The sequence below is a fragment of the Actinoplanes ianthinogenes genome (assembly GCF_018324205.1).
GTDB classification, from domain to species: Bacteria; Actinomycetota; Actinomycetes; order Mycobacteriales; family Micromonosporaceae; genus Actinoplanes; species Actinoplanes ianthinogenes.
The window spans coordinates 1,426,257-1,448,770 of sequence record NZ_AP023356.1 but is presented as its reverse complement, the minus strand read 5'-3'; the positions used below and the strand labels follow the sequence as shown (position 1 = coordinate 1,448,770).

The window sequence follows — 22,514 nt, the reverse complement described above, 5'->3', positions numbered from 1 at the left end:
TCAGGCCCCCAGCAGGCTCTGGCCGCAGACGCGCACCACGTTCCCGGTGATCGTCGCCGAGCCCGGCGACGCGAACCAGGCGATCGTCTCGGCCACGTCGATCGGCAGGCCGCCCTGCGACATGCTGTTCAGCCGGCGCCCGGCCTCGCGCAGCCCGATCGGCATCTTCGCGGTCATCGCCGTCTCGATGAACCCGGGCGCCACCGCGTTGATCGTGATGTCCTTGGCGGCCAGGATCGGCGCGGTCGACTGGACCAGCCCGATCACCCCGGCCTTGCTGGTGGCGTAGTTGGTCTGCCCCCGGTTCCCGGCGATCCCGGCGATCGAGGCGACGCCCACGATCCGGCCGCCCGGTGTGACCAGGCCGCGCTCCAGCAGCAGGTCGTTGACCCGCTCCGGGGCGGTCAGGTTGACCCCGATCACCGAGTCCCACCGGCTCGCGTCCATCCGGGCGATGGTCTTGTCCCGGGTGATGCCGGCGTTGTGCACCACGATGTCGACACCGGCGTGCGGTCCGGCCGAGAGGTAACCGGCGAGGCGTTCCGCCGCGTCGGCGGCGGTCAGGTCGAGTTGCAGGGCGCGGCCCCTCGCCTTGTTCGCCACGTCGGCCAGGGCGTCGCCGGCGCCCGGCACGTCCAGCGCGATCACCTCGGCGCCGTCCCGGGCGAGGGTCGCCGCGATCGCCGCGCCGATGCCCCGGGCCGCGCCGGTGACCAGCGCGAGCTTGCCGTCCAGCGGTTTGTCCCAGTCGGCCGGGGCGCTCGCGCTGCCGGCTCCGATCCGGATCACCTGGCCGGAGACGTAGGCGGACCGCCCGCTGAGCAGGAACCGCAGCGTCGACTCGACCGCCTGCTCCCCGCCGGGCGCGACGTAGACCAGCTGACTGGTGGTGCCGCGGCCGAACTCCTTGCCGATGCTGCGGGTCAGACCCTCCAGGCTCCGCTGCGCGGTCGCCTCTCTCGGGCCCGCTGCGGCTTCCGGTGGGGTGCCCAGCACGATGACCCGGCCGCACCCGGTCAAACTCCTCGCGTACGGCTGGAAGAAGTCGAAAAGCGCTCGCAGCTGCTCGGAGTCCCCGATCCCGGTCGCGTCGAAGACCAGCGCCGCGTACTTCGTGCCCGCCGCCCCGCTCTCGGCGACCGTCACGCCCGCGCTCTCCAGCAGCTTGCCGACCTCGCCGGACAGCCGCCCGCCGGGCGCCGCGCCGAGCAGCACCGGACCGGACACGAGCGGGTCGCCCGGGCGGTAGCGTCGCAGCCGGGGCGGGTCGGGCAGCCCGAGCCGCTTGACCACCGTCCGGCCCAGACCGGAGTTGGCGAAGTTCGCGTACCTGTCAGCCATGCGAGTACCCTACCCGTCAGTAGCTTCGAGTTTGTCGATAGCTTGCGCTTGTGAAGTGAATCAATCTTCGATGTGTGGAGGATCGCCGTGCCGACCGTGCGCCGTGTCGCCGTCCTGGGCGGTAACCGTATCCCGTTCGCCCGGTCGAACAGCAAATATGCCGCGGCGAGCAACCAGGACATGCTCACCGCCGCGCTGGACGGGCTGATCGCCCGGTTCGGCCTGGCCGGCGAGCGCCTCGGCGAGGTGGTGGCCGGCGCGGTGCTCAAGCACTCCCGCGACTTCAACCTGACCCGCGAGGTGGTGCTCGGCTCCCGCCTCGACCCGCACACCCCGGCCTACGACATCCAGCAGGCCTGCGGCACCGGCCTGGAGGCCGCCATCCTGGTGGCCAACAAGATCGCGCTGGGCCAGATCGAGGCCGGCGTCGCCGGTGGCGTGGACACCACCTCGGACGCGCCGTTGCAGGTGAACGAGGACATGCGGCTCGCGCTGCTGGAGCTGAACCGGGCTCGGACCCTGGGCGCGCGGCTCAAGGCGGCGGCCAAGCTCCGGCCGCAGCACGCCGTGCGGCCGGAGATCCCGCGCAACGCCGAGCCGCGGACCGGGCTGTCGATGGGCGAGCACGCGGCGATCACCGCGCTGCGCTGGCAGATCGAGCGGCAGGCGCAGGACGAGCTGGCGCTGGCGTCGCATCAGCACCTCGCCGCGGCGTACGAAAAGGGCTTCTTCGACGATCTGATGACGCCCTATCTGGGCCTGACCCGCGATCAGAACCTGCGTGCCGACTCCAGTCTGGAGAAGCTGGCGAAACTCAAGCCGGTATACGGCAAGGAGGGCGCGACCATGACGGCGGGCAACTCGACGCCGCTCACCGACGGCGCGTCCACGGTGCTGCTCGCCTCCGAGGAGTGGGCCGAGGCGCACTCGCTCCCGGTCCTGGCGTATTTCGCGGATTCCCAGGCGGCCGCGGTCGACTACGTGCACGGCGACGAGGGCCTGCTGATGGCGCCGGCCTACGCGGTGCCCCGGATGCTCGCCCGCAACGGCCTGACCTTGCAGGACTTCGACTACTACGAGATCCACGAGGCGTTCGCGTCGCAGGTGCTGGCCACCCTCGCGGCCTGGGAGTCGCCGGAGTTCTGCAAGGAGAAACTCGGCCTGGACGCGCCGCTCGGCACGATCGACCGGAGCAAGCTGAACGTCAACGGCTCCTCGCTGGCGGCCGGCCACCCGTTCGCGGCGACCGGCGGCCGGATCGTCGCGACGCTGGCCAAGCTGCTCGCGCAGAAGGGCTCCGGCCGCGGCCTGATCTCCATCTGTGCCGCCGGCGGCCAGGGCGTCGTCGCGATCCTGGAGAAGTGATCCCGGAGAAGTAGGGACCCGCCCCTCGATCCGATAGCCGCCGCCGCAGGCGCGCCGCTCGCTGCACGCCCACGTCGCCCGCCTGCGCGAGTTGGCCGGGCACCCGGCGAGCGCGGCCGCCTGGGCGGCGCCGGCGGCCGGCGGGGCGGTGGCCGGTGACGCCGCCGCCACCAGTCCCAGGATGCCCAGGACCCCCCGGCTGCCGAGGTCAGCGGCAGGTCAGTTTCCGGGCCTGCCGTTCCATCGCGCCGGCGGGCGGATCGGCGTCGTCCGAGCAGTCGAAGATCAGCGTCTCGTGGCTCGGACGCCAGGAGTTGACCGTTCCCCGCACCGTGACGCCGCCGCACGCATAGGTGAAGGTCGCGTCGACCGCGGTGATCCCGACCGCCACCGCGACGTCGCCCGGGCCCTGCGTGGTGACGCCGCTGTCCGGATCCAGCTCCCACGCCGTGCCGTAAGCGACCACGTCGATCTCGCCGTCGGTGTTCACCCTCGCCGCGAACCGCCGGTAGATCTCCTCACGCGGCACGTCCCCGTCGCCAATGTCCGTGCCACCCGTCAGGCGTCCGGGCAGCGGAGTTCGCGGACCTGATCGGTCACCGCGGCTCGCTGGCCGGCCGGTGACGGGCCCACCTCCGGCTCATCGCAGTTCAGCAGGCCGGCCAGCTCGGTGGCCAGCCAGCTGACCACCGTGCCCTGGCTGGTCGTGCCGCCGCAGGTGTAGCTGAACGGCATGTCCAGCGTGGTGATCGACTCGTAGCTCACGAACCGGCCGGTCCCGTCGAACGTCGCCGAGCCGCTCGTGTCCAGGTGGTGGACCTTGCCGAGATCGACCAGCGGCCGGTCCTCCGCCGCGTAGGTGTCCGCCAGCCGCTGATAGACCTCCCGCGCGGGCACCTGCGCCGGGGCCCGCACCTGAGCGGTCCGGGTGGCGAGCTCGGTGTAGTCGTCCTTGAGCGTCATCCCCTTGACCTCGGCGTCCAGCATCTCGGTCACGCCGGTCAGCAGCTCGCCGGTGACCGCCGTGCCGAACGTGATCTGCCCGCCCGTGCAGGCGGCCACCGTCTTCTCCGGTGCCGGCGGGCCGGCGTCGGTGCAGCCGGCCACGAGGACCAGCGCGAGCAGGGGGAGGGGCCGCCAGATCATGTGCTGATCATGGCGGCCCCGGGCGATCCCGCGGGTCAGGAGGCGGTGCAGGTAGCCGTACCCGAAGGGGCGGATCCGGTGCCCTGGAAGCCGAAACTCGTGCTGGTTCCGGCAGCGACGCTGCCGTTGTAGCTGACGTTGCCGAACGTCACCGCGCCACTGGAGCCGCTGGCGGTGGTGCTCCAGCTGTTGGTGATCGCGGCGCCGGACGGCAGGGTGAGCGCGACCTTCCAGCCGGTCAGCGCCGACGAGCCGGCCTTGACCGTGACCGTGGTGACGAAACCGCCGGTCCAGGCGTTGTTCGAGTACGTCGCGGTGCAGGCCCCGTCACCACCCGGGCCGGGCGAGCTGCTGCTTGCCGAGACCGACGGGGACGGGCTGGTGGTGGTCGCGCCGAACGCGGAGATCACCGAGTTGTACGCGGCCTTCGGGTTGCCGCTGTTGTCGAAGAGCAGCGGGGTGTCCCCGGAGCGCCAGGAGTCCGAGTCACGGATGCCCCAGACGGTGATGCCGGCGCACTTGGTGACGCCGAGGCAGGCCTTGACCACGTCGGCGTACGAGTTCGCCTGCGCGCTGCCGGACCCGGCGATGTCCAGCTCGGTGATCTGCACCTCGACGCCCAGGTCGGCGAAGCGCTGCAGGTTGGCCTGATAGTCGCTGGGCAGCGGGGACGCCGAGTTGATGTGCGACTGGAACCCGACGCAGTCGATCGGCACGCCGCGGGACAGGAAGTCCTTGACCATGGTGTAGACGGCGGTGCTCTTCGCGTTGACGCCGTCGGTGTTGTAGTCGTTGTAGCAGAGCTTGGCGGCCGGATCGGCGGCCCGAGCGGTCTTGAACGCGACCTCGATCCAGTCGTTGCCGGTCTGCTGGAGGTTCGAGTTGCGGCGCGAGCCGTCGCCGTTGTCGGAGAACGCCTCGTTCACCACGTCCCAGGCGTAGATCTGACCCTTGTAGTGGGTGGCGACGTTGGTGATGTGGTTGACCATCGCGGTGCGCAGCGCGGTGCCGGAGAGCGACGACACCCAGCCGGGCTGTTGCTGGTGCCAGGCCAGGGCGTGGCCGCGCATCCGCTGCCCGTTGGCCTTGGCCCGGTTCACGATGGTGTCCGCGCCGGCGTAACTGAACGAGTTCTGGGACGGCTCGGTGGCGTCCCACTTCATCTCGTTCTCCGGCGTGACCATGGTGAACTCACGGTCGAGGATGCCGGTGTAGACCGAGTCGCTGAACTTGTAGGCGGCCGCGGCCGTGCCGAAGTACTTGCCCTTGGCCGAGGCGGCCGAGCCGAGCGTGGTGGCGGCGTTCGCTGCCGGGGACAGGGTGACGAGGGTGCCCGCGGCGAGGGCGCCGGCCGTCACGACGGTGAGGATGGCGTGGCTTCGTTTCATGGGAGCTCCAGTCGGGGGTCTGGAGGCATCGACAGTTATCGACACCGGCCGAAACGCTACCGACACTTCTCGGAAACCTCAACCGGTTCAGTCCGGAAGTTCCCAGCTCCCAGCCTCCGAAACTTCCGAAAGATCAAACCCACTTACGGTACGAACACCGCACCGCCTCCCGGCCGTCCGCTGAGTGGCGGCTGGCGTGCAGCCGCCGTTACGTCCAGCTCGTGAATGCGGGATCAGCCGGTGAACCTGAACTTGATGCGACTCAGCGTGCCCCGGTTGCCCTCGATGAACAGGTCCGCGCTCGTGGCGTCCGGTTTCACGTGGTCACCCAGGTTGAGAAAGATCCAGAAATCCCTCTCGCGCACCCTCTGTCGCTGGATCGGCTTGAATCCTTTGGAGTGCCGAGGTCTGAGGTGGATGGTCAGCGTCTCGCCGGGTGTCATGGTCACGCAATGCAGCACAGCGTCGTCCGGCTCGGGCACGTCCGCGGGGTCCGCCGCGCACCGGTCCTGCGTCTGCTGTCCGACGTGGCGAGGGTCGGCTCGGCGCACGCAACCGGCCGGATTCCGGCAGGCGTCGACGGCCTTCTCGGGGGCTATCGCCAGCCCCGTCGAAATGGTGAGGAGACCGATCGTCGCCTTGACGACGTGGAGTCTGACTGCTCCAAGGCTGAGCATGGACATGGATTCGCCGATATTCGTGGACCTGTTCCGGCGCGTCCGCCGTTTGCCGCGTTGCCGGCCGCGGTCGTCCGAGGCGTTGGAAGGCATCGATTTTCTCTCTGGCGAGATTCGGGAAAGTCATATGCCCAACGCCGCAAGATCCACCTGGATGCGTAGGTTCGGCCGATTTTTTCACAAAATAGGTGACTCAACCGATTCAGTCGGCGCCGTGGGGGCAGCGGCCGGGCGCATCGACCACGGACTCGGCGGGCGGCCGGTCACTCGGCGGTGCGCAGGGCCTCCGCGACCGCCTCGGCGGCGGTCGAGGCGTCGTCACCGGTGGCGATGACGGTGACGGTCGCGCCGGTGTTCGCGCCCAGGGACATCAGTTTGAGGGCGCTGCGAGCGGAGGCCTCGCGCGCCCCGTGGCGTACCGAAATCGTGGTGTCCGGGAAGTGGGCGGCGGTCCGGACCACCTCGCCCGCCGGGCGGGCGTGCAACGCCGCCGGAAGCACGACCGGGATCTCAGAACTTGTCGACATCGCGCGCCTCCCGGGCGGCCTCGGCGACGGTCGCCAGATCGGCGCCGGTCGACGCGGTGACCGCGGCGGCCACCGCGCCCTCCACGAACGGCGCGTCCACCAGCAGCGGGCCCGGCGCCTCGTCGAGCACCGCCCGGGCGGTCAGCACCGCGCTGCCCAGATCGGCCAGGATCAGCACGCCCGCGCCGTCCTCGGCGCGCTCGATGGCCGCGGTGATCCGGTCGGCGCTGGTGCCCAGCTCGCCGTCGTCGGTGCCGCCGGCGGGCACGACGTGCACGTCCGGGGTGGCCACCTGACTGAGCAACTCGGCCAGGCCTGACGCCAACTGCTCGGAGTGCGATACCAACACGATTCCCACGAGCCCCATGGATCTCGACTCTAGACCGCGCGAGGATGCAGGAGGTGATGGAGTAATCACGGAAGGGAGCCGGTCGTGAAGAAATTCATCAACGATCCCGCCGACGTGGTGGCGCAGGCCCTGGCGGGGATCGCCGCCGCCCACCCGGAGCTGCGGGTGGACATCGACGAGCAATACATCGTGCGGGCCGACGCGCCACGCCCCGGCAAGGTGGGCCTGGTCTCCGGCGGCGGTTCCGGGCACGAGCCGCTGCACGGCGGTTTCGTCGGTCCCGGCATGCTCGACGCGGCCTGCCCCGGCGAGGTCTTCACCTCCCCGGTGCCGGATCAGATCCTGGCCGCCACCAAGGCCGTCGACGGTGGCGCCGGCGTGGTGCACATCGTCAAGAACTACACCGGCGACGTGATGAACTTCCAGCTCGCCGCGGAGCTCGCCACCGACGAGGGGATCAGCGTCGAGACCGTGCTGGTCGACGACGACGTGGCGGTGGAGGACTCGACCTGGACCGCCGGCCGGCGCGGCACCGGCGCCACCCTGCTGGTCGAGAAGATCGCCGGCGCGCGGGCCGAGGAGGGCGGCAAGCTCGCCGAGGTGGCCGCGATCGGCCGCGAGGTCAACACCAATTCCGGATCCTTTGCGTACGCGCTGACCGCCGGCACCACCCCGGCCGCCGGTCGTCCCGGCTTCGACCTGCCGGCCGACGAGATCGAGGCCGGTGTCGGCATCCACGGCGAGCCCGGCCGCCGCCGCGAGAAACTGCGCCCGGCCAGGGAGCTGGTGCGCTCGGCGCTGGACGCGATCCTGGACGCCAAGCCGTTCCCCGGCCCGGTGATCGTGCTGGTCAACGGGCTCGGCGGCACCCCGCTGATCGAGCTGTACCTGATCTACGGCGAGCTGGCGAAACACCTCGAGGACCGGGGTGTCCGGATCGCCCGGCAGCTCATCGGCAACTACGTGACCAGCCTGGACATGGCCGGGATGTCGCTCACCCTGTGCCAGGCCACCGACGAGATGATCCGCCTCTGGGACGCGCCGGCGCGTACCCCCGGACTGCGCTGGGGTGCCTGAACAGTGAATGTCGCACTCGCCCGGGACTGGATGCGGGCCGCCGCCGACCTGATCGCGGCCGACGCCGACCGGCTCACCCAGCTCGACTCCGCCATCGGTGACGGCGACCACGGGGTGAACCTCAACCGGGGCTTCACCGCGGTGGTCGCCGCCCTGGAGAAAACGCCGCCGGAGACGGTGTCGGACGTGCTGGTCAAGGCCGGCGCCACGCTGATGTCCCGGGTGGGCGGCGCGTCCGGCCCGCTGTACGGCACCGCGCTGCGCTCGGCCGGCAAGGCCCTGCCGCCCACCGCCGAGGTGCAGCCGGCCGACCTGGCCACGGCGCTGCACGCCGGCCTGGACGCGGTCCGCAAGCTGGGCGGGGCGGCGCCCGGGGACAAGACCCTGGTCGACGCGTACACCCCGGCCCTGGACGCGTTCGAGAAAGCGGTGGCCGGGGGAGCGGATCTGGCCGAGGCGGCCGCGGCGGCGTCCCGGGCCGCCGAGGCGGGCGCCGAGGCCACCGTGCCGATGCAGGCCCGCAAGGGCCGGGCCTCCTACCTGGGCGAACGCAGTATCGGACATCGGGACCCAGGAGCCACCTCCACCGGCCTGATCTTTCAAGCATTGGCCGACGTTTCTTAACTGAGGGCAAACCGTGCCGATTCAGCGGGTATCAGACACTGCTGAGAGAAGGTACGGCGATGGGGTTGAGTGGGGCGTTCGACAACCGCTCTTTGCGGACGAAGATCGGTGCGGCGGCCCTGACCGCGACCATCGGCGGCCTGATCGTGGGCGGCATGTCGATCAACACGGTGCGCAGCCTGAACGACAAGGCGAAGAACGCGCAGCACCAGTCGCTCGCGATCGGGTCCGCGGTCACCGACTACAGCCAGAACATCGAGGCGTACGCCGGCAACGCCTCGGCGGTCCAGCTGTATCCGAAGATCGCCAAGCAGATCCTCGAGGTCATGAACGCCAACAAGGCGGCGGTCGACGGCGCGCTGGCCCGCCTCGGCGAGCAGCTGCCCGGCAACGTCACCGTGGCCAAGGCCAAGGACGACTGGGCCGCCTACATGAAGTTCATGACCGCGGTGCCGTCGACCCCGAACACCGAAGCCGACATGAACGCCGGCCTGGCCCAGTACACCAAGCTGCACGGCGCGCTCCTCGAGGACGCGCAGTCGCTCCAGGCCCAGGCCGCCAAGCTGGCCGAGCAGCAGATCACCGACGCGCAGTCCGCGGCCAACACGGCCACCTGGACGATCGCCGCGGTGCTCGCCGCCGGCGTGCTGCTCAGCCTGCTGATCGGCTTCCGGGTGGCGGGCAGCGTGCGGGCCTCGGTCCGCGGCGTCTCCAAGCTTGCCGAGGGCCTGGCCGAGGGTGACCTCACCCGCACCTCCGGCGTGACCAGCCAGGACGAGGTCGGCCAGATGGCCGCCGCGCTCGACCGGGGCATCGCCCGGCTCCGCGAGGATGTCGTGCAGCTGGCCGGCAGCGCCACCACCCTCCAGCACGCCGCCGGTCAGCTGACCGCGGTCTCCGGCGCCGTCGACGCGGCCGCCACCGAGGCGTCCTCGCAGGCCGGCACGGTCTCCGCGGCCGCCGAGACGGTCTCCAACAACCTGCAGTTCGTCTCGGCCGGCGCGCAGGAGATGGGCTCGGCGATCCGGGACATCAGCGTCTCCACCTCCGAGGCCACCCAGGTGGTGGTGCAGGCGGTGCAGGCCGCCGCGGCCACCAACCAGATCGTGGCCCGGCTCGGCGAGTCGTCCGCCGAGATCGCCACCGTCGTCAAGGTGATCACCAGCATCGCCGAGCAGACCAACCTGCTCGCCCTGAACGCGACCATCGAGGCGGCCCGCGCCGGTGAGCTGGGCAAGGGCTTCGCGGTGGTGGCCGGCGAGGTGAAGGACCTGGCCCAGGAGACCGCCAAGGCGACCGAGGACATCTCCCAGCGGGTGCAGTCGATCCAGGCGGACACCAGCGGCGCGGTGATGGCGATCGAGGAGATCAGCGAGATCATCGAGCGGATCAACGGCCTCCAGCTGACCATCGCCTCGGCGGTCGAGGAGCAGACCGCGACCACCCAGGAGATGAACCGGACGCTGACCGAGGCGGCCGGCGGCGCCGGGGACATCGCGGCCACCATCACCGGGGTCTCCGCGGCCACCCAGCGGACCACCGAGACGATGGGCGACACCCGCCGGGCGGCCGACGAGCTCACCGTCACCGCCGGCCAGTTGCAGAGCCTGGTGTCCCGCTTCCGTTACTGACCCATCGATGCCAGTGTTAGGGGCATGTACCCGCCCGAGCCCTGGCACCTGCGCGGACAGATGTACCTGTCGGTCTTCCTGATCCCGATGCGTGCCGTGCCGCCGCTGCCCGAGGTGCTGGGCGCGGCGGCACGGCCGTTGTCGTTCGGCGGGCGGGCCGCGGTCGGCGCCGCCTGGGTCGACTACCAGCCCGGCGGCGTCCTGCACTACCGGGAGCTGCTCAGCGCGGTGCTGACCCACGAGCACGGCCGGCCGCGGGTCAGCATCACCGACATCTGGGTCGACAGCGTCGCCTCCCGCGACGGCGGTCGCCGGCTCTGGGGCATCCCCAAGGAACTGGCCGAGTTCACCCTCGACGCGGACGACGAGCTGGTCGACGCGACGGCCGCGGCGCCCGGGGGCGCCCCGATCGGGTCCGCTCTGATCCGGCTGAAACGGCGGGTTCCGGGCCGCTTCCCGCTGGGGCTCACGGTGGCTCAGGCTCTCGGCGACCAGGTGCGGCGGACCCCGGTGCGAGGCCGCGCCGGTTTGCGTACGAGCAACGCGGCGTGGCGCCCCGACCCGGACGGCCCCCTCGCCTACCTCGCCGGGCGCCGCCCCGTGCTGAACCTCGCCGTCACCGACTTCTGGCTGGTCTTCGGCCGCTCAGCAAAGGACCGCGCCGCCGCCCGCCCCCACTGAGAAAGCCCCTCCCAGCGTCCGATCGCCCCGTCCGTCGTGGCTGCTCGCGGCCTGCACGCCCCGGCCGCAAACCCAAACCCTCGGCTGGCGCTCACGGCCCTATCGAGCGCCCGGATAGGGCCGCCAGGGCCAGCCCGTGACCGTCGGGCTGGCGCTCAGGGCCCTGTCGCACGTCCGGGTAGGGCCGCCAGGGCCAGCCCGTAACTGTCGGGCTGGCGCTCAGTGCCCTGTCGCACGTCCGGATAGGGCCGCCAGGGCCAGCCCGTGACTGTCGGGCTGGCGCTCACGGCCCTATCGAGCGCCCGGATAGGGCTACCAGGGCCAGCTCGTGACCGTCGGGCTGGCGCTCACGGCCGGCTACCAGGGCCAGCCCGCAACCGTCGGGCTGGCGCGCTCTGGCCTATCGCCCGGATAGGGCCGCCAGGGCCAGCCCGTGACTGTCGGGCTGGCGCTCACGGCCCTATCGAGCGCCCGGATAGGGCTACCAGGGCCAGCCCGTGACTGTCGGGCTGGCGCTCATGGCCCTGTCGCACGCTCGGATAGGGCCGCCAGGACCAGCCCCGCGACTGTCGGGCTGGCGCTCATGGCCCTGTCGCACGCTCGGATAGGGCCACCAGGGCCAGCCCGTGACCGTCGGGCTGGCGCTCATGGCCCTATCGAGCGCCTGGATAGGGCCGCGAGCGCCAGCCGGAGACTGCGAGCGGGCAGGCCGTGACGGGCGGCTGCGACCATGGCTGGCGGCTTCGTGGCGTGGCGCGCTGACCATGGCCGGCCGGTGCGAGAGCGCTTCGGGACGGGGCGGACCGCGTTCTTGCCCCCTCGGAAGAAAAGCACCCGTGCGGGAGTGGGGACGACCGGGCACCGGTAGGTTCGGCGGGTCGTCGACGCTGACCTGAGGAGTCCTGCCCATGGGTGGTCACCACCACCATCCCAGTGACCCGCTGCCCAAGGCGCGCAAGCTGACCCTGGCACTGCTGATTCCGGCGGTGCTGCTGACCGCGCTCGGCATGCTGCTGCTCTGGCCCCGGGACGCCCCGAAGTCGGACAACGCCGCGGGCCCGGCCCCGGTCAACGGCGTGGTCCAGACGACGACGCCGGCCGCGTGCGCCCCGGTCCCGGAGGGCGAGACGCAGCCCACCGGGTGCGGCACCGCCGTGGTGCGGCTGGCGAACGGCGAGGTGATCAGCACCGGCCTGCCGTACGGGCCGGGCGCGCCCACCATCGAGGCCGGTGACCGGGTGGTGCTGATCGGCCTGGAGGACGAGGGCGGCGGCCTCACCTACTCGATCTCGGATCACCAGCGCTCCCGCGAGTTGTGGATCCTCGGCGCGGCGTTCGCCCTCGCGGTGATCGCCTTCGGCCGCTGGCGCGGGCTGACCGCCCTGGCCGGGCTCGCCGTCACGTTCGGCGTGCTGCTGTTCTTCATCGTCCCGGCGATCCTGGACGGCCGGTCACCGATGCTGGTCGCCGTGGTCGGCTCCGCCGCGATCATGCTGACCGTGCTGTACCTGACGCACGGCCTGACCATCACCACCACGATCGCCGTCGCCGGCACCCTGACCAGCCTGGTCATCACCACCGTGCTCGCCGAGATCAGCGTCGCCGCCGTCCACCTCACCGGCGTTGCCGACGACACCTCGAACTTCCTGTCGATCACCCAGGGCGCGGTCAACATGCAGGGCCTGCTGCTGGCCAGCATCGTGATCGGCTCGCTCGGCGTGCTCGACGACGTGACCGTCACGCAGTCGGCCACGGTCACCGAGCTGGCACTGGCGAATCCGGCGTACGGCTTCCGCAGCCTGTACGGCGCGGCCACCCGGATCGGCCGGGCGCACATCGCCTCGGTGATCAACACGATCGTGCTCGCCTACGCCGGCGCGTCGCTGCCGCTGATGCTGCTCTTCGCGACCGGCGGCACCCCGGTCGGCGAGCTGCTCACCGGGCAGCTGATCGCCCAGGAGCTGGTGCGCAGCGCGGTCGGCACGATCGGCCTGATCTCCGCGGTGCCGATCACCACGGCCCTGGCCGCGCTGATCGCGCACCGGATCGCGGTGGCGCGGACAGCGGAGCCGGCCGTCGTGGCGACGACCGGCTCACGCCCGCCCACCGAGAGCCCGTGGGCGGCCTTCGACAACTAGAAGCACTTCTTCCAGGCGACCCGGTACACCGTGTTGATCGCGGCGTCGGTGGAGTCCATCGAGATGAAGCTGGTGTACTTGTGCGCGTCCGACGAGCCGCGGTTGACCCGCAGGTCGGTGTTGATGTTCAGGTAACGGCGCTCACCGCACGGCAGGAAGCTCAGCGAGGCGATTCCCACCTGGTCGGTGCGCTGCCAGTTGTCGTCGAACGGCCCGCGGAAGTTGTGCTCGATCCGGGTCGTCTGAGAATGCCCCTGGAAGTAGTAGTTGGCGGCTTCCTGGGCCCACGCGCCGCGCGCCAGGCTGGCATATCCGCGGTAGTCCGCGCTGGCGATCGCGAACGTGAATCCGGACGGCACCTTGATGTCCAGCGCGATCTGGCAATTCTTTCGGAAATCCAGTGGTGATGATTCCGGGCCGACCTGGGCGGTGTAGTCCGAGTAGGTCACGGTGAACGCGGTGTTGTCCGGCGACACCGTGATCTTCGCCGACTTGTCCGGGCAGCCGGAGCCGTTCGCGTTCACCACGTTGATGATCATCATCTCGTCCGGAGTGGGCAGCGGCGAGGCCTGCGCGGGTGCGGCGACGGCGAGAGAAGCGAGCATTGCCGCGCCGGCGGTCAGTTGACGGAACATGAATAACCCCCGTTTATCGAATCGGTTGGTGCGTTGGGAAAAGAATATTTCCGCGACGCCTCTCGCGATTTGATTCCCCCTCGCCGTGTTCAGTGGAATTCGTTGTCCGGGTGTCTTCTCGCACCGGCCATTCGGCCGGGATCTGCCCATTTCGGCCCGGCCGGCGGCAAATGGTGCTAATGGGGGTGCCGCGGCCGGCCGGCGGCGGGTGCTATACAGGTCGCCGTGCGCAGAAGACTTTTCGGATGGATCGTCCAGCTGGTGATCGGCCTGGGCATCGTGGCCGGCGGGCTGTGGACGGTGGACCGGCACACGCTGACCGCCGAGGAGATCCAGGCCGACTCGGACCACATGATCTACTCGCAGAAGGTGGACTGCGGCGGCCAGGAGATGAGCGCCGGCGACGAGTGCGTGTCGTACACCAACGGCCGGGAGACCGGCACCCGCAAGTACGCCGACGAGATGGCCGAGATCCGGGAGAAGTACTCGGTCGAGGGCCGCACCGAGCACCACGCCCTGATCCGCAAGGTCGGCTGGGGCGCCGCCGGGCTCGGCGTGCTGCTGATCCTCGGGGTGCCGGTCAGCGCGGTGCGCACCGCCCGGCGCGAGGCCGCCGCGGAGAGGGCGTCGGCCGGGTTCCGGCCCGGCCCGCCGCTGCACCCGGTCCCGGCGCACCCGGCGCTGCACCCGCTCGGCGAGACGGTCGGCAAGCGGCCCCGCGCGGAGAGCGTCGCCGGCACGGTGGTGCTGGTCCTGATCATGGCGCTCGCCTCCTTCGTGGCGTTCGTCTTCGTGGTCGAGGACGAGAACCTCTGGGCCTGGGGCATCATGCTGATCACCCTGGCCTTCGCGCTGACCGGCTGCGGAAGCCTGGTGGACATCTGGCGCACCCGGGTGGGACGGCGGCAGTGGGCCAGGAAGCGTGGCTTTCTCTATCGCCGGTTCGACCACGACCTGGTGGCCCGGCTGCGGCTGCCGGGGCTCAAGGCCGGCCAGGCGTTCGCGGAGTACCTGGTCTACGGGGTCTACGAGGGCATGCCGTTCGTGGTCTTCACCTATCGGGACGGCAAGGGGGTCGGGCGTACCGCGTGGGCGATGGCGCTGCCCGGCGCGGTGCCGCTGCTCCAGGTCGAGGACGTGGCGATCACCGACCGGCTGGCGTCCGGCTCGGCGCCCGGGTGGCGTGCGGTCTGGCCGGGGCTGCGCGCGGTCGTCGACTCGCGGCATCCCGACGAGTTCAGCGCGGACGGCGGGCTGATCTGGGAGGACCCGAAGTCGAAGATCTCCGGGGTGAACGCGGCCGAGCTGGAGCGCCGGCTGCGCGGCCTGCACGCGGTCGGCGCGGCGATCGCCGCCGCGCCGGTCCCGCAGCCGCAGCCGCAGGCGCAGCCCGAGCCGACGAGCTGAGGCGCCCGGCCCGGCGACCTACCAGCCCGGCTCGCGGCTGACGAGCCGAAGCGCCCCGCCGCGCGGCTGACGAGCCGAAGCGCCCCGCCGCGCGGCTGACGAGCCGAAGCGCCCCGCCGCGCGGCTGACGAGCCGAAGCGCCCGGCCCCGCGGCTGACGAGCCGAAGCGCCCCGCGGCCTACACGGTGAGGCGCTCGGTCAGCGCGGTGTGCCGCCGGCCCGCGCCGACCGTGCGCACCGCGGCGGCCAGGGCCTTGCGCGAGCCGACCAGCACGACCAGCTTCTTCGCCCGGGTGATCGCGGTGTAGAGCAGGTTGCGCTGGAGCATCATCCACGCGCTGGTGGTCAGCGGGATCACCACGGCCGGGTACTCCGAACCCTGCGACCGGTGGATCGTGATCGCATACGCGTGCGCGAGCTCGTCCAGCTCGTCGAAGTCGTACTCGATCAGCTCGTCCTCGTCCGTGCGTACCGTAAGGGTCTGCTCCTCGGGCGACAGCCCGGTCACGACGCCGACCGTGCCGTTGAAGACGCCCGCAACCCCCTTGTCGTAGTTGTTCCTGATCTGGGTGACCTTGTCGCCGACCCGGAACACCCGCCCGCCGACCCGGCGCTCAGGCAGCCCCTCGCGGCCCGGGGTCAGCTCCTGCTGCAACAGCGTGTTGAGAGCGCCGGCGCCGGCCGGCCCGCGGTGCATCGGGGTGAGGATCTGCACGTCGCGGCGTGGGTCCAGGCCGAACTTGCGGGCGATCCGGGTGCACGCCACGTCCACGGTGAGCGCCGCGGTCGCCTCGGTGTCGTCGCACGGGAACAGGAAGAAGTCCTTCATCCCGTCGAGCAGCGGCGGCCGGCCCTGGTTGATCCGGTGCGCGTTGGTGACCACGCCGCTCTCCGCGGCCTGCCGGAAGATCTGGGTGAGCCGGACCCGCGGGATGACGTCGGCGGCGAGCAGGTCGCGCAGCACCTCGCCGGCGCCGACGCTCGGCAGCTGGTCGACGTCGCCGACCAGCAACAGGTGCGCACCCGGCGGGATCGCCTTGACCAGCTTGTTCGCCAGGATCAGGTCGAGCATCGAGGACTCGTCGACGACCAGCAGGTCGGCGTCGAGCGGGTTGTCGCGGTCGTAGCTCGCGTCCCCGCCGGGCTGGAGTTTGAGCAGGCGATGAACCGTGGCGGCGGGATGGCCGGTGAGTTCGGCGAGGCGTTTGGCGGCGCGGCCGGTCGGCGCGACCAGCTGGATCTTGGCCTGTTTGGCGGCGGCGAGCTCGACGATGGAGCGGACGGTGAAGCTCTTGCCGCAGCCGGGGCCGCCGGTGAGCACCGCCACCTTCGACGTGAGCGCGAGCTTGACCGCCTCCTCCTGCTCCGGGGCGAGGGTGGAGCCGGTGCGCCGGTGCAGCCACGAGAGGGCCCGGCTCCAGTCGACCTCCGCGAAATGCGGCATGCGGTCCGATTTCTCCCGCAGCAGACGGACGAGTTGCGAGGCGAGCGACACTTCGGCGCGATGAAACGGCACGAGATAGACGTGGTCGTCCTCGCGGACCACACCCTCCTCGGTGACCAATTCGTCCAGACAGGCCGGGACGAGTCCGGCGGGAACCTCGAGGATCTTGGCGGCATCCGCGATGAGATCGTCGGCCGGCAGGAAGCAGTGACCGTTATCGGTCGCCTGGGACAGCGTGTACTGCAGACCCGCCTTCACCCGTTCGGGACTGTCGTGCGGGATGCCGACCGCCTGCGCGATCGTGTCCGCGGTCTTGAACCCGATGCCCCAGACGTCCGAGGCGAGCTTGTACGGGCTGTTCTTCACCACCGAGATCGACGCGTCGCCGTACTTCTTGTAGATCCGGACCGCGATCGAGGTGGACACGCCGACCCCCTGGAGGAACAGCATCACCTCCTTGATCGCCTTCTGCTCGGCCCAGGCCGCGGTGATCTTCGCGGTGCGTTTCGGGCCGAGCCCGTTCACCTCGATCAGCCGGGCCGGCGACTCCTCGATGATCTGGAGCGTGTCCAGTCCGAAGTGGTCCACGATCCGCTCGGCGAAGACCGGGCCGATGCCCTTGACCAGCCCGGATCCCAGATAACGCCGGATGCCCTGCACGGTGGCCGGCAGCACGGTGGTGTACGAGACCACCTCGAACTGGCGGCCGTACTGCGGATGCGACGTCCACCAGCCGGACAGCCGCAGACTCTCCCCGGGCTGCGCGCCGAGCAGCGCCCCGACCACGGTCAGCAGGTCCGGCCCGCTCTTCGCGGTGGCCACCCGGGCGACCGTGTAACCGGTCTCCTCGTTCACATAGGTCAGCCGCTCCAGCACCGCTTCCAGGACGTGCGGCGCCGGGCGGGAGGTCTGTGCCGCACCGGACATGGCGACCATCGTGCCCTCCCCGCCGGATTCGGCTGTCGGCAGACCCCCTTGGGAGCGCGGCCACGGTCGCCTACCGTTGCCGCATGGCCCATTTTGATCTCCCGCTCGCCGAGTTGCGCACCTACCGCTCCGCCACGCCGGTGCCGGACGGGTTCGACGAGTTCTGGTCCCGCACGCTCGACGAGGCGCGGGCCGCCGCCAAGCCGGTCGAGCTCACCGAGGTCACCACCCCGCTGCGCGGCATCACCAGCTACGACGTGACCTTCACCGGCTTCGCCGGCCAGCCGATCAAGGCGTGGCTCAACGTCCCGGCCGGCGCGTCCGGTCCGCTGCCGATCGCGGTCGAGTTCATCGGGTACGGCGGTGGCCGTGGCCTGCCGATCGACTGGCTGGTCTGGGCCTCCGCGGGCTATGCGCACCTGGTGATGGACACCCGCGGCCAGGGCGGCAACTGGCGCGGCGGCGGCACCCCGGACGTCGACCCGGACGGCGCCGGCCCGTCCGCGCCCGGCTTCATGACTCGCGGGGTCCGCTCGCCCGAGACGCACTACTACCGGCGGCTGTTCACCGACGCGGCCCGGGCCGTCGAGACCGCCGCCGAGCTGCCCGGTGTGGACGCGGCACGGCTGGTGACCACCGGCAAGAGCCAGGGCGGCGCGCTGTCGATCGCGGCCGCCGGCCTGGTCCCGGACCGGGTCGCCGCCGTGGTGGCCGGGGTGCCGTTCCTCTGCGACATCCGGCGCGCGGTCACCATCACCGACAGCTTCCCGTTCCAGGAGATCGTCCAGTTCCTCCGGCCGAACGCGGACCGGGCCGAGCAGACCTTCGCCACCCTGGACCACTTCGATGTGGTCCACCAGGCCCGCCGGGTCACCGCGCCGGCCCTGTTCTCCACCGCCCTGATGGACCAGGTGTGCCCGCCGTCCGGGGTCTTCGCCGCCTACAACGAGATCCCCGGCGCCAAGGACATCAGGGTCTACGAGTGGGACGGCCACGACGGCGGCCGCTCGTTCTTCGACGTGGAAGCCCTGGAGTTCGCCGCGAAACACGTCTTCTAGGCCCGGTGGCATCGATCGTGGGGGCCAGCCGAGGAGTGCCCGGCTGGTCCTGATGGCCCTATCCAGGCACGGGATAGGGCGCTGGGGGCCAGCCGGGGGGTGTCGGGCTGGTCCTGGTGGCCCTTTCCGGGGTTGGGTTAGGGCGCTGGGGGCCAGCCGGGGTGTGTCGGGCTGGTCCTGGTGGCCCTTTCCGGGCACGGGATAGGGCGCTGAGGACCAGCCGAGGGGTGTCGGGCTGGTGTTGGTGGCCCTATCCGGGAACGGGATAGGGCGCTGGGGGCCAGCTGGGGGGTGTCGGGCTGGTGTTGGTGGCCCTATCCGGGCACGGGATAGGGCGGTGGGGGCCAGCTGGGGGTTGATCTCCGGGACCGGCCGCGGACAGTGAAGGAGGTGGCGATTGGTTTGGACGCGTCAGCGGCCAGATCGCCGCCTCCGGCCCGCGCGGGAGCATGCGATCCGCACCCGCGCGGACCTGCGTCAATGAAGTATGTGCTCGTTGAATTTGATCTTCCCTGGAAGAACCCTATGTAGATTCGCTATCCGGGGTGCGGTAGGTTGGTCGGCATGATCAAGCCGATCCGGGCCACGACCGCCGTGGCCAGGGTGCTGGCCGCGTTTCTCGAGGACCCGGCCGCGGATCGGTATGGGCTCGATCTCATGCGTGACAGCGGTTATCCGAGCGGCACGCTCTACCCGATCCTGATGCGGCTGGAGAGAGCCGGCTGGATCGAGGCCCGCTGGGAGACTCTCGACCCGGTCGCCGCCGGTCGCCCGGCCCGCAAGTACTACCGGCTCACCAGCGACGGAGCCGTCGCGGCCCGCGCCGAGCTCGCCGAGCTCAACCGGCAGCTGACCCGGGGCCTCGGCCTCCCCGAGCCGCAGACCACCTGAGCGCCCCGGTTCGACTGCGTCTCGATTCCTCAAGCGGCGCCCTCCGGTACCGACCTGACTGGTCGCGAAACGTCGTACCGGAGGAACCCTGATGCAGCCGACCCCCCGTCGTGCCCTGCGGCTGACCGCTGTCGTCGCCTCGGCCTGCGCCCTGACCGGGTGCGCCGCGCTGACCTCGGCCCCCGCCGTCACCGCGACCTCCGCGCCGCCGATCCAGGCGGCCCCGACCAGCACGTTCGTGCAGACCCCCGCGGTGCCGAACACCTCCGCCCCGGGACTGTCGAACACCGGCACGAACCTGCCCGTGGTCGTCGCCTCCCTGATCAAATACGGCCAATGGCTGATCGCGAACCCGGACCCGTCGAAGGTCACCACCATCGCGGCCCCGGGGTGCAGCGCGGCCAACCAGTTGATCGCCGAGACGCAGTCGTTGATCGACCAGGGCGCCTACGTGACGACCAGCACGCCGACGGTGACCGCGGTGCGCTGGCCGTCCCCGTCGGCGGGGGCGGCCCCGTTCGGCGATCGGGCGAGCCTGGACATCCGGGTGAGCCGCCCGGCCGAGGCGATCACCCCGCGCAAGACCGGTAAGCAGACGGAGGTGCTGTCCTACCTCCCGGAGTTGAAGTCGACGACGGTCCGGATCTCGCTGGTCCGGGGCAGTGACAAGAAGTGGCGTTTCTGCGATGTGTCGACGCCGCTCGACGGGGCTCGGGGCGACTCGATCGCCACGCTGCTCTGACGCCGGGCCGGCCGGCGCCGGGCTTTGTGTCAGGCGCGGAAGTAGTCGCGGAGATGCGCGATCTGGCCGTCGCGGATCCGGAAGATCTGGACCAGGGACATCTCGACACCGCCGGACACCGCGTCGATCTCGGCGATGAAGACGCCCGGGTCGGCGGTCTCGTGCAGCACATATCCGCTGCGTGCCGGGTCGACCGGCCCGGGAGCATCCTGTTGGAAGGCGCCGATCCCGGCCCGGATCGCCTCCCGCCCGGCCAGCCGGCTCGGCAACGGGCCGCCCGGTGAGACCAGTGGCGCCTCGAAGATCCCGTCCTCGGTGAACAGATCGGCGATCGCGTCGGGGTTGCGGGTGATCGCGCCGGCGTAGACATACCGTTCGAAGAGTTCCCTGTGCGAATCGGTCACACATCGACCCTATGCGCACGGGAACAACGACTCCAAACACGGACGAGCCGCGCATCCGGTGGGATGCGCGGCTCACTGTCGTCAGAGGACCGACCGTCATGTCGGGAGAGTCGGGGTGGCCCGGGCTCCTCGGGGGGAAAGGGGCCCGGGCCGGTGAGGGGGGTGGGGTGGCCCGGGCTCGTCACGGGGGGAGGACGGCCCGGGCCGGTCAGGGGCGTGAAGCGGCCCCGACGCGTCGGGCGGACGCGGCCGGTACCCGTCACGGTTTGGAGTGGCCCGGGCTCGTCACGGGGGAGACGGCCCGGGCCGGAGTGGGGCCTGGAGCGGCCCGGGCTCGTCAGGGGGAGACGGCCCGGGCCGGCCAGGGCGCCTGGGACCGCCCAGGCCATCCCAGGGGCGGGGACGGCGCGGGCAGGTCGGATCAGGCTGCGCGTGGGATCAGAGCAAAGTCGCGGGACGGGTCAGATCAGGCTGTGCAGGATCGTGACCGCGAAGAACACGATGATGAACGCCAGATCGATGGACACTCCACCGGCCCGCAGCGGCGGAATCAGCTTCCGCACCGGGGCCAGGATCGGCTCGGTCACCGCGAACACGCCGCCGGACAGCCGCGAGCGGAACGAGCCGGGCATCGCCGGACCGGCCAGCACCGCGCTCCAGTCCAGCACCGCGCGGGCGATCAGCAGGAACTGCACGATGAGCAGGGCCAGGCTGATGATGCCGAGTAGACCCATTACCTACCTCCAGGTCGGGGGATGTGCTCCCACTGTGACGCGGTTGGTTGTGAAGTCGCTGAATAACCGCTGAGGATTAGGTCCCGCTCGGTGGATCGAGCGACGGCCGTGCCGCAGCCTCGCAGGATCGGCCAGACAGGGCCTAACCTGCGGTATGTGACTGATCAACTGCTGTTGGTGGTGTGCGCGGCGACCCCGCTGCGGCGGATCGGCGAGCTGATCGACCTACTCCAGAGCGGGCCGCCGGACGGTCGGCCACGAGACGATCGGCCGGTGGGCGAGAGACCGCCGGAGGATGGGCAGGCGGGCGCTCGGCCGGCGGAGTATGGGCAGGCGGGCGCTCGGGTGGCGGGGGATGGGCAGGCGGGCGCTCGGGTGGCGGGGGATGGGCGGGCGGGCGCTCGGCCGCCGGGGGAGGGGCCGAGGGCGGTGGGCCGGCGCTGGCAGATCACCGTGCTGGCCACGCCGACCGCCGCCAGCTGGCCGTTCCTCGGCGACGTCGCCGAGCGGACCGGCCGGCCGCTGCTGCATCGCATGCCGCTCCCCGACGAACCGTGGCCCGAGCTCACCCCGGACGCCATCCTGGTCGCTCCGGCCACGTTCAACACCCTCAACAAGTGGGCCACCGGCGTGAACGACAACCTGGCCGTCGGTCTCCTCAACGAGTACCTGAGCAGCGACATCCCGATCGTCGCCGCCGTACACGTCAAACCCGAGCTGGCCGCGCACCCCGCCTTCGCCGGCAACCTCGCTGTGCTTCGGTCCGCCGGCGTCCGCCTGACCGACAGCCGTGCCTTCAGCTGGGAGGCGGCTGTCGGTTTACTTCCTTAAAACCGTATTTTGTACGACCTCGCCCTACCCCAACCGCACCAGCCCCGTCCCGAGCCAACCCGCGAGGCAGTCCCGCTCGAGACCGACGAGGCGACGCACGGGTGTGTCCCGGCGCACCGCAAGGCCCGCCCCGGCCCAGGCCGGCACGCGGGTTGCGGTCGCGGCGGGCTGCGCGTTGTTTGTACTGGTCAGGGTGTGCGGCGCGGGTTGCGGTCGTGGCGGGCCGCGCGGGATCTGTGCTGGTCGCGGTCCGCCGGGCGGGTTGCGGTCGTGGGCTGTGCGGGGTCTGTGCTGGTTGTGGCCCGCGGCGCGGGTTGCGGGTCGTGGCGGGCCGCGCGGGGTCGGTGCCGGTCGCAGCCCGTGCCGGTCGCAGCCCGTGCCGGTCGCAGCCCGTGCCGGTCGGGGTCCGTGCCGGTCGCAGCCCGTGGGGTCGGGGTCCGTGCCGGTCGGGGTCGGTGCCGGTCGCAGCCCGTGCTGGTCGGGGTCCGTGCTGGTCG

General features: G+C 71.2%; 22 protein-coding genes. 11 read left to right on the top strand and 11 right to left on the bottom strand.

Features of this window, described 5'->3' with window-relative positions:
- On the bottom strand, nucleotides 1-1,341 hold the full coding sequence (locus tag Aiant_RS06590; protein ID WP_189335103.1) for a 3-oxoacyl-ACP reductase: 1,341 nt from the start codon (nucleotides 1,339-1,341) through the stop codon (nucleotides 1-3).
- Nucleotides 1,342-1,428: 87 nt separating this feature from the next.
- Here Aiant_RS06590 and Aiant_RS06585 point away from each other — a divergent pair, with 87 nt between their 5' ends.
- A complete protein-coding gene (locus Aiant_RS06585; protein WP_189335104.1) occupies nucleotides 1,429-2,706 on the top strand; it encodes an acetyl-CoA C-acetyltransferase in 1,278 nt (425 codons plus the stop codon).
- A 208-nt stretch (nucleotides 2,707-2,914) separates the two neighbouring features.
- On the opposite strand, the gene Aiant_RS06580 is transcribed toward Aiant_RS06585, so the two are convergent.
- From Aiant_RS06580 to dhaM, 6 genes are all read right to left on the bottom strand, one after another.
- Nucleotides 2,915-3,235 carry a hypothetical protein gene (locus Aiant_RS06580; protein WP_189335105.1) on the bottom strand — a complete coding sequence of 107 codons (321 nt, stop codon included), beginning with the start codon at nucleotides 3,233-3,235 and terminating at the stop codon, nucleotides 2,915-2,917.
- Between the two features lie 29 nt (nucleotides 3,236-3,264).
- The gene (locus tag Aiant_RS06575) at nucleotides 3,265-3,852 is read right to left on the bottom strand and encodes a hypothetical protein (protein ID WP_189335106.1); all 588 of its coding nucleotides are present in this window, start codon (nucleotides 3,850-3,852) and stop codon (nucleotides 3,265-3,267) included.
- A 35-nt stretch (nucleotides 3,853-3,887) separates the two neighbouring features.
- Nucleotides 3,888-5,240 (bottom strand): glycoside hydrolase family 10 protein, encoded by a 1,353-nt coding sequence (locus Aiant_RS06570; RefSeq protein WP_189335107.1) that lies wholly within the window; start codon nucleotides 5,238-5,240, stop codon nucleotides 3,888-3,890.
- Nucleotides 5,241-5,473: 233 nt separating this feature from the next.
- Entirely contained in the window at nucleotides 5,474-6,010 is a 537-nt protein-coding gene (locus Aiant_RS06565; RefSeq protein ID WP_189335108.1) for a hypothetical protein, read from the bottom strand.
- Nucleotides 6,011-6,180: 170 nt separating this feature from the next.
- Nucleotides 6,181-6,444, bottom strand: a complete 264-nt coding sequence (locus Aiant_RS06560) for an HPr family phosphocarrier protein (RefSeq protein ID WP_189335109.1) — start codon at nucleotides 6,442-6,444, stop codon at nucleotides 6,181-6,183.
- Nucleotides 6,428-6,811, bottom strand: a complete 384-nt coding sequence (dhaM, locus tag Aiant_RS06555) for a dihydroxyacetone kinase phosphoryl donor subunit DhaM (protein ID WP_189335110.1) — start codon at nucleotides 6,809-6,811, stop codon at nucleotides 6,428-6,430. The genes Aiant_RS06560 and dhaM overlap by 17 nt, the downstream gene beginning before the upstream one ends.
- A gap of 66 nt (nucleotides 6,812-6,877) precedes the next feature.
- Between dhaM and dhaK the strand changes: the two genes are divergently transcribed.
- The 5 genes from dhaK (at nucleotide 6,878) to Aiant_RS06530 (ending at nucleotide 12,944) form a co-directional block, all read left to right on the top strand.
- Nucleotides 6,878-7,870 (top strand): dihydroxyacetone kinase subunit DhaK, encoded by a 993-nt coding sequence (dhaK, locus tag Aiant_RS06550; RefSeq protein ID WP_189335111.1) that lies wholly within the window; start codon nucleotides 6,878-6,880, stop codon nucleotides 7,868-7,870.
- Nucleotides 7,871-7,873: 3 nt separating this feature from the next.
- Complete coding sequence (dhaL, locus tag Aiant_RS06545; RefSeq protein ID WP_212846976.1) at nucleotides 7,874-8,494, top strand: dihydroxyacetone kinase subunit DhaL; 621 nt, start codon at nucleotides 7,874-7,876, stop codon at nucleotides 8,492-8,494.
- Between the two features lie 59 nt (nucleotides 8,495-8,553).
- Nucleotides 8,554-10,125 carry a methyl-accepting chemotaxis protein gene (locus Aiant_RS06540; protein ID WP_189335112.1) on the top strand — a complete coding sequence of 524 codons (1,572 nt, stop codon included), beginning with the start codon at nucleotides 8,554-8,556 and terminating at the stop codon, nucleotides 10,123-10,125.
- Between the two features lie 24 nt (nucleotides 10,126-10,149).
- Entirely contained in the window at nucleotides 10,150-10,806 is a 657-nt protein-coding gene (locus Aiant_RS06535) for an acetoacetate decarboxylase family protein (protein ID WP_189335113.1), read from the top strand.
- A 908-nt stretch (nucleotides 10,807-11,714) separates the two neighbouring features.
- Nucleotides 11,715-12,944: a YibE/F family protein gene (locus tag Aiant_RS06530; protein ID WP_189335114.1), complete on the top strand. Its 1,230-nt coding sequence runs from the start codon at nucleotides 11,715-11,717 to the stop codon at nucleotides 12,942-12,944.
- Here Aiant_RS06530 and Aiant_RS06525 read toward each other — a convergent pair.
- Nucleotides 12,941-13,579 carry a DUF4360 domain-containing protein gene (locus Aiant_RS06525; protein WP_189335115.1) on the bottom strand — a complete coding sequence of 213 codons (639 nt, stop codon included), beginning with the start codon at nucleotides 13,577-13,579 and terminating at the stop codon, nucleotides 12,941-12,943. The two genes, Aiant_RS06530 and Aiant_RS06525, sit on opposite strands and share 4 nt — an antisense overlap.
- Nucleotides 13,580-13,804: 225 nt before the next feature.
- Between Aiant_RS06525 and Aiant_RS06520 the strand changes: the two genes are divergently transcribed.
- Entirely contained in the window at nucleotides 13,805-14,986 is a 1,182-nt protein-coding gene (locus tag Aiant_RS06520) for a hypothetical protein (RefSeq protein ID WP_189335116.1), read from the top strand.
- A gap of 178 nt (nucleotides 14,987-15,164) precedes the next feature.
- On the opposite strand, the gene recD2 is transcribed toward Aiant_RS06520, so the two are convergent.
- A complete protein-coding gene (gene recD2 / locus Aiant_RS06515) occupies nucleotides 15,165-17,357 on the bottom strand; it encodes an SF1B family DNA helicase RecD2 (RefSeq protein ID WP_189335117.1) in 2,193 nt (730 codons plus the stop codon).
- Nucleotides 17,358-17,440: 83 nt separating this feature from the next.
- Between recD2 and Aiant_RS06510 the strand changes: the two genes are divergently transcribed.
- From Aiant_RS06510 to Aiant_RS06500, 3 genes are all read left to right on the top strand, one after another.
- The gene (locus Aiant_RS06510) at nucleotides 17,441-18,415 is read left to right on the top strand and encodes an acetylxylan esterase (RefSeq protein ID WP_189335118.1); all 975 of its coding nucleotides are present in this window, start codon (nucleotides 17,441-17,443) and stop codon (nucleotides 18,413-18,415) included.
- Nucleotides 18,416-18,979: 564 nt separating this feature from the next.
- The gene (locus Aiant_RS06505) at nucleotides 18,980-19,306 is read left to right on the top strand and encodes a PadR family transcriptional regulator (protein WP_189335119.1); all 327 of its coding nucleotides are present in this window, start codon (nucleotides 18,980-18,982) and stop codon (nucleotides 19,304-19,306) included.
- 91 nt (nucleotides 19,307-19,397) lie between these two features.
- The gene (locus tag Aiant_RS06500) at nucleotides 19,398-20,048 is read left to right on the top strand and encodes a hypothetical protein (RefSeq protein ID WP_189335120.1); all 651 of its coding nucleotides are present in this window, start codon (nucleotides 19,398-19,400) and stop codon (nucleotides 20,046-20,048) included.
- Nucleotides 20,049-20,077: 29 nt separating this feature from the next.
- Here the strand turns inward: Aiant_RS06500 and Aiant_RS06495 are convergent, their stop codons facing one another.
- On the bottom strand, nucleotides 20,078-20,452 hold the full coding sequence (locus Aiant_RS06495) for a nuclear transport factor 2 family protein (RefSeq protein WP_189335121.1): 375 nt from the start codon (nucleotides 20,450-20,452) through the stop codon (nucleotides 20,078-20,080).
- Between the two features lie 461 nt (nucleotides 20,453-20,913).
- Nucleotides 20,914-21,186, bottom strand: a complete 273-nt coding sequence (locus Aiant_RS06490; protein ID WP_189335122.1) for a YggT family protein — start codon at nucleotides 21,184-21,186, stop codon at nucleotides 20,914-20,916.
- Between the two features lie 429 nt (nucleotides 21,187-21,615).
- Between Aiant_RS06490 and Aiant_RS06485 the strand changes: the two genes are divergently transcribed.
- Nucleotides 21,616-22,017 carry a flavoprotein gene (locus tag Aiant_RS06485; RefSeq protein WP_189335123.1) on the top strand — a complete coding sequence of 134 codons (402 nt, stop codon included), beginning with the start codon at nucleotides 21,616-21,618 and terminating at the stop codon, nucleotides 22,015-22,017.
- Nucleotides 22,018-22,514: the final 497 nt, after the last annotated feature.

Bases quoted from the DNA above. Each gene is read 5' to 3' on its own strand.
- Aiant_RS06590 (WP_189335103.1), bottom strand. From the start codon at position 1,341: ATGGCTGACAGGTACGCGAACTTCGCCAACTCCGGTCTGGGCCGGACG.
- Aiant_RS06575 (WP_189335106.1), bottom strand. From the start codon at position 3,852: ATGATCTGGCGGCCCCTCCCCCTGCTCGCGCTGGTCCTCGTGGCCGGC.
- Aiant_RS06570 (WP_189335107.1), bottom strand. From the start codon at position 5,240: ATGAAACGAAGCCACGCCATCCTCACCGTCGTGACGGCCGGCGCCCTC.
- Aiant_RS06565 (WP_189335108.1), bottom strand. From the start codon at position 6,010: ATGCCTTCCAACGCCTCGGACGACCGCGGCCGGCAACGCGGCAAACGG.
- Aiant_RS06560 (WP_189335109.1), bottom strand. From the start codon at position 6,444: ATGTCGACAAGTTCTGAGATCCCGGTCGTGCTTCCGGCGGCGTTGCAC.
- dhaM (WP_189335110.1), bottom strand. From the start codon at position 6,811: ATGGGGCTCGTGGGAATCGTGTTGGTATCGCACTCCGAGCAGTTGGCG.
- Aiant_RS06540 (WP_189335112.1), top strand. From the start codon at position 8,554: ATGGGGTTGAGTGGGGCGTTCGACAACCGCTCTTTGCGGACGAAGATC.
- Aiant_RS06535 (WP_189335113.1), top strand. From the start codon at position 10,150: ATGTACCCGCCCGAGCCCTGGCACCTGCGCGGACAGATGTACCTGTCG.
- Aiant_RS06530 (WP_189335114.1), top strand. From the start codon at position 11,715: ATGGGTGGTCACCACCACCATCCCAGTGACCCGCTGCCCAAGGCGCGC.
- Aiant_RS06525 (WP_189335115.1), bottom strand. From the start codon at position 13,579: ATGTTCCGTCAACTGACCGCCGGCGCGGCAATGCTCGCTTCTCTCGCC.
- recD2 (WP_189335117.1), bottom strand. From the start codon at position 17,357: ATGTCCGGTGCGGCACAGACCTCCCGCCCGGCGCCGCACGTCCTGGAA.
- Aiant_RS06510 (WP_189335118.1), top strand. From the start codon at position 17,441: ATGGCCCATTTTGATCTCCCGCTCGCCGAGTTGCGCACCTACCGCTCC.
- Aiant_RS06505 (WP_189335119.1), top strand. From the start codon at position 18,980: ATGATCAAGCCGATCCGGGCCACGACCGCCGTGGCCAGGGTGCTGGCC.
- Aiant_RS06500 (WP_189335120.1), top strand. From the start codon at position 19,398: ATGCAGCCGACCCCCCGTCGTGCCCTGCGGCTGACCGCTGTCGTCGCC.
- Aiant_RS06490 (WP_189335122.1), bottom strand. From the start codon at position 21,186: ATGGGTCTACTCGGCATCATCAGCCTGGCCCTGCTCATCGTGCAGTTC.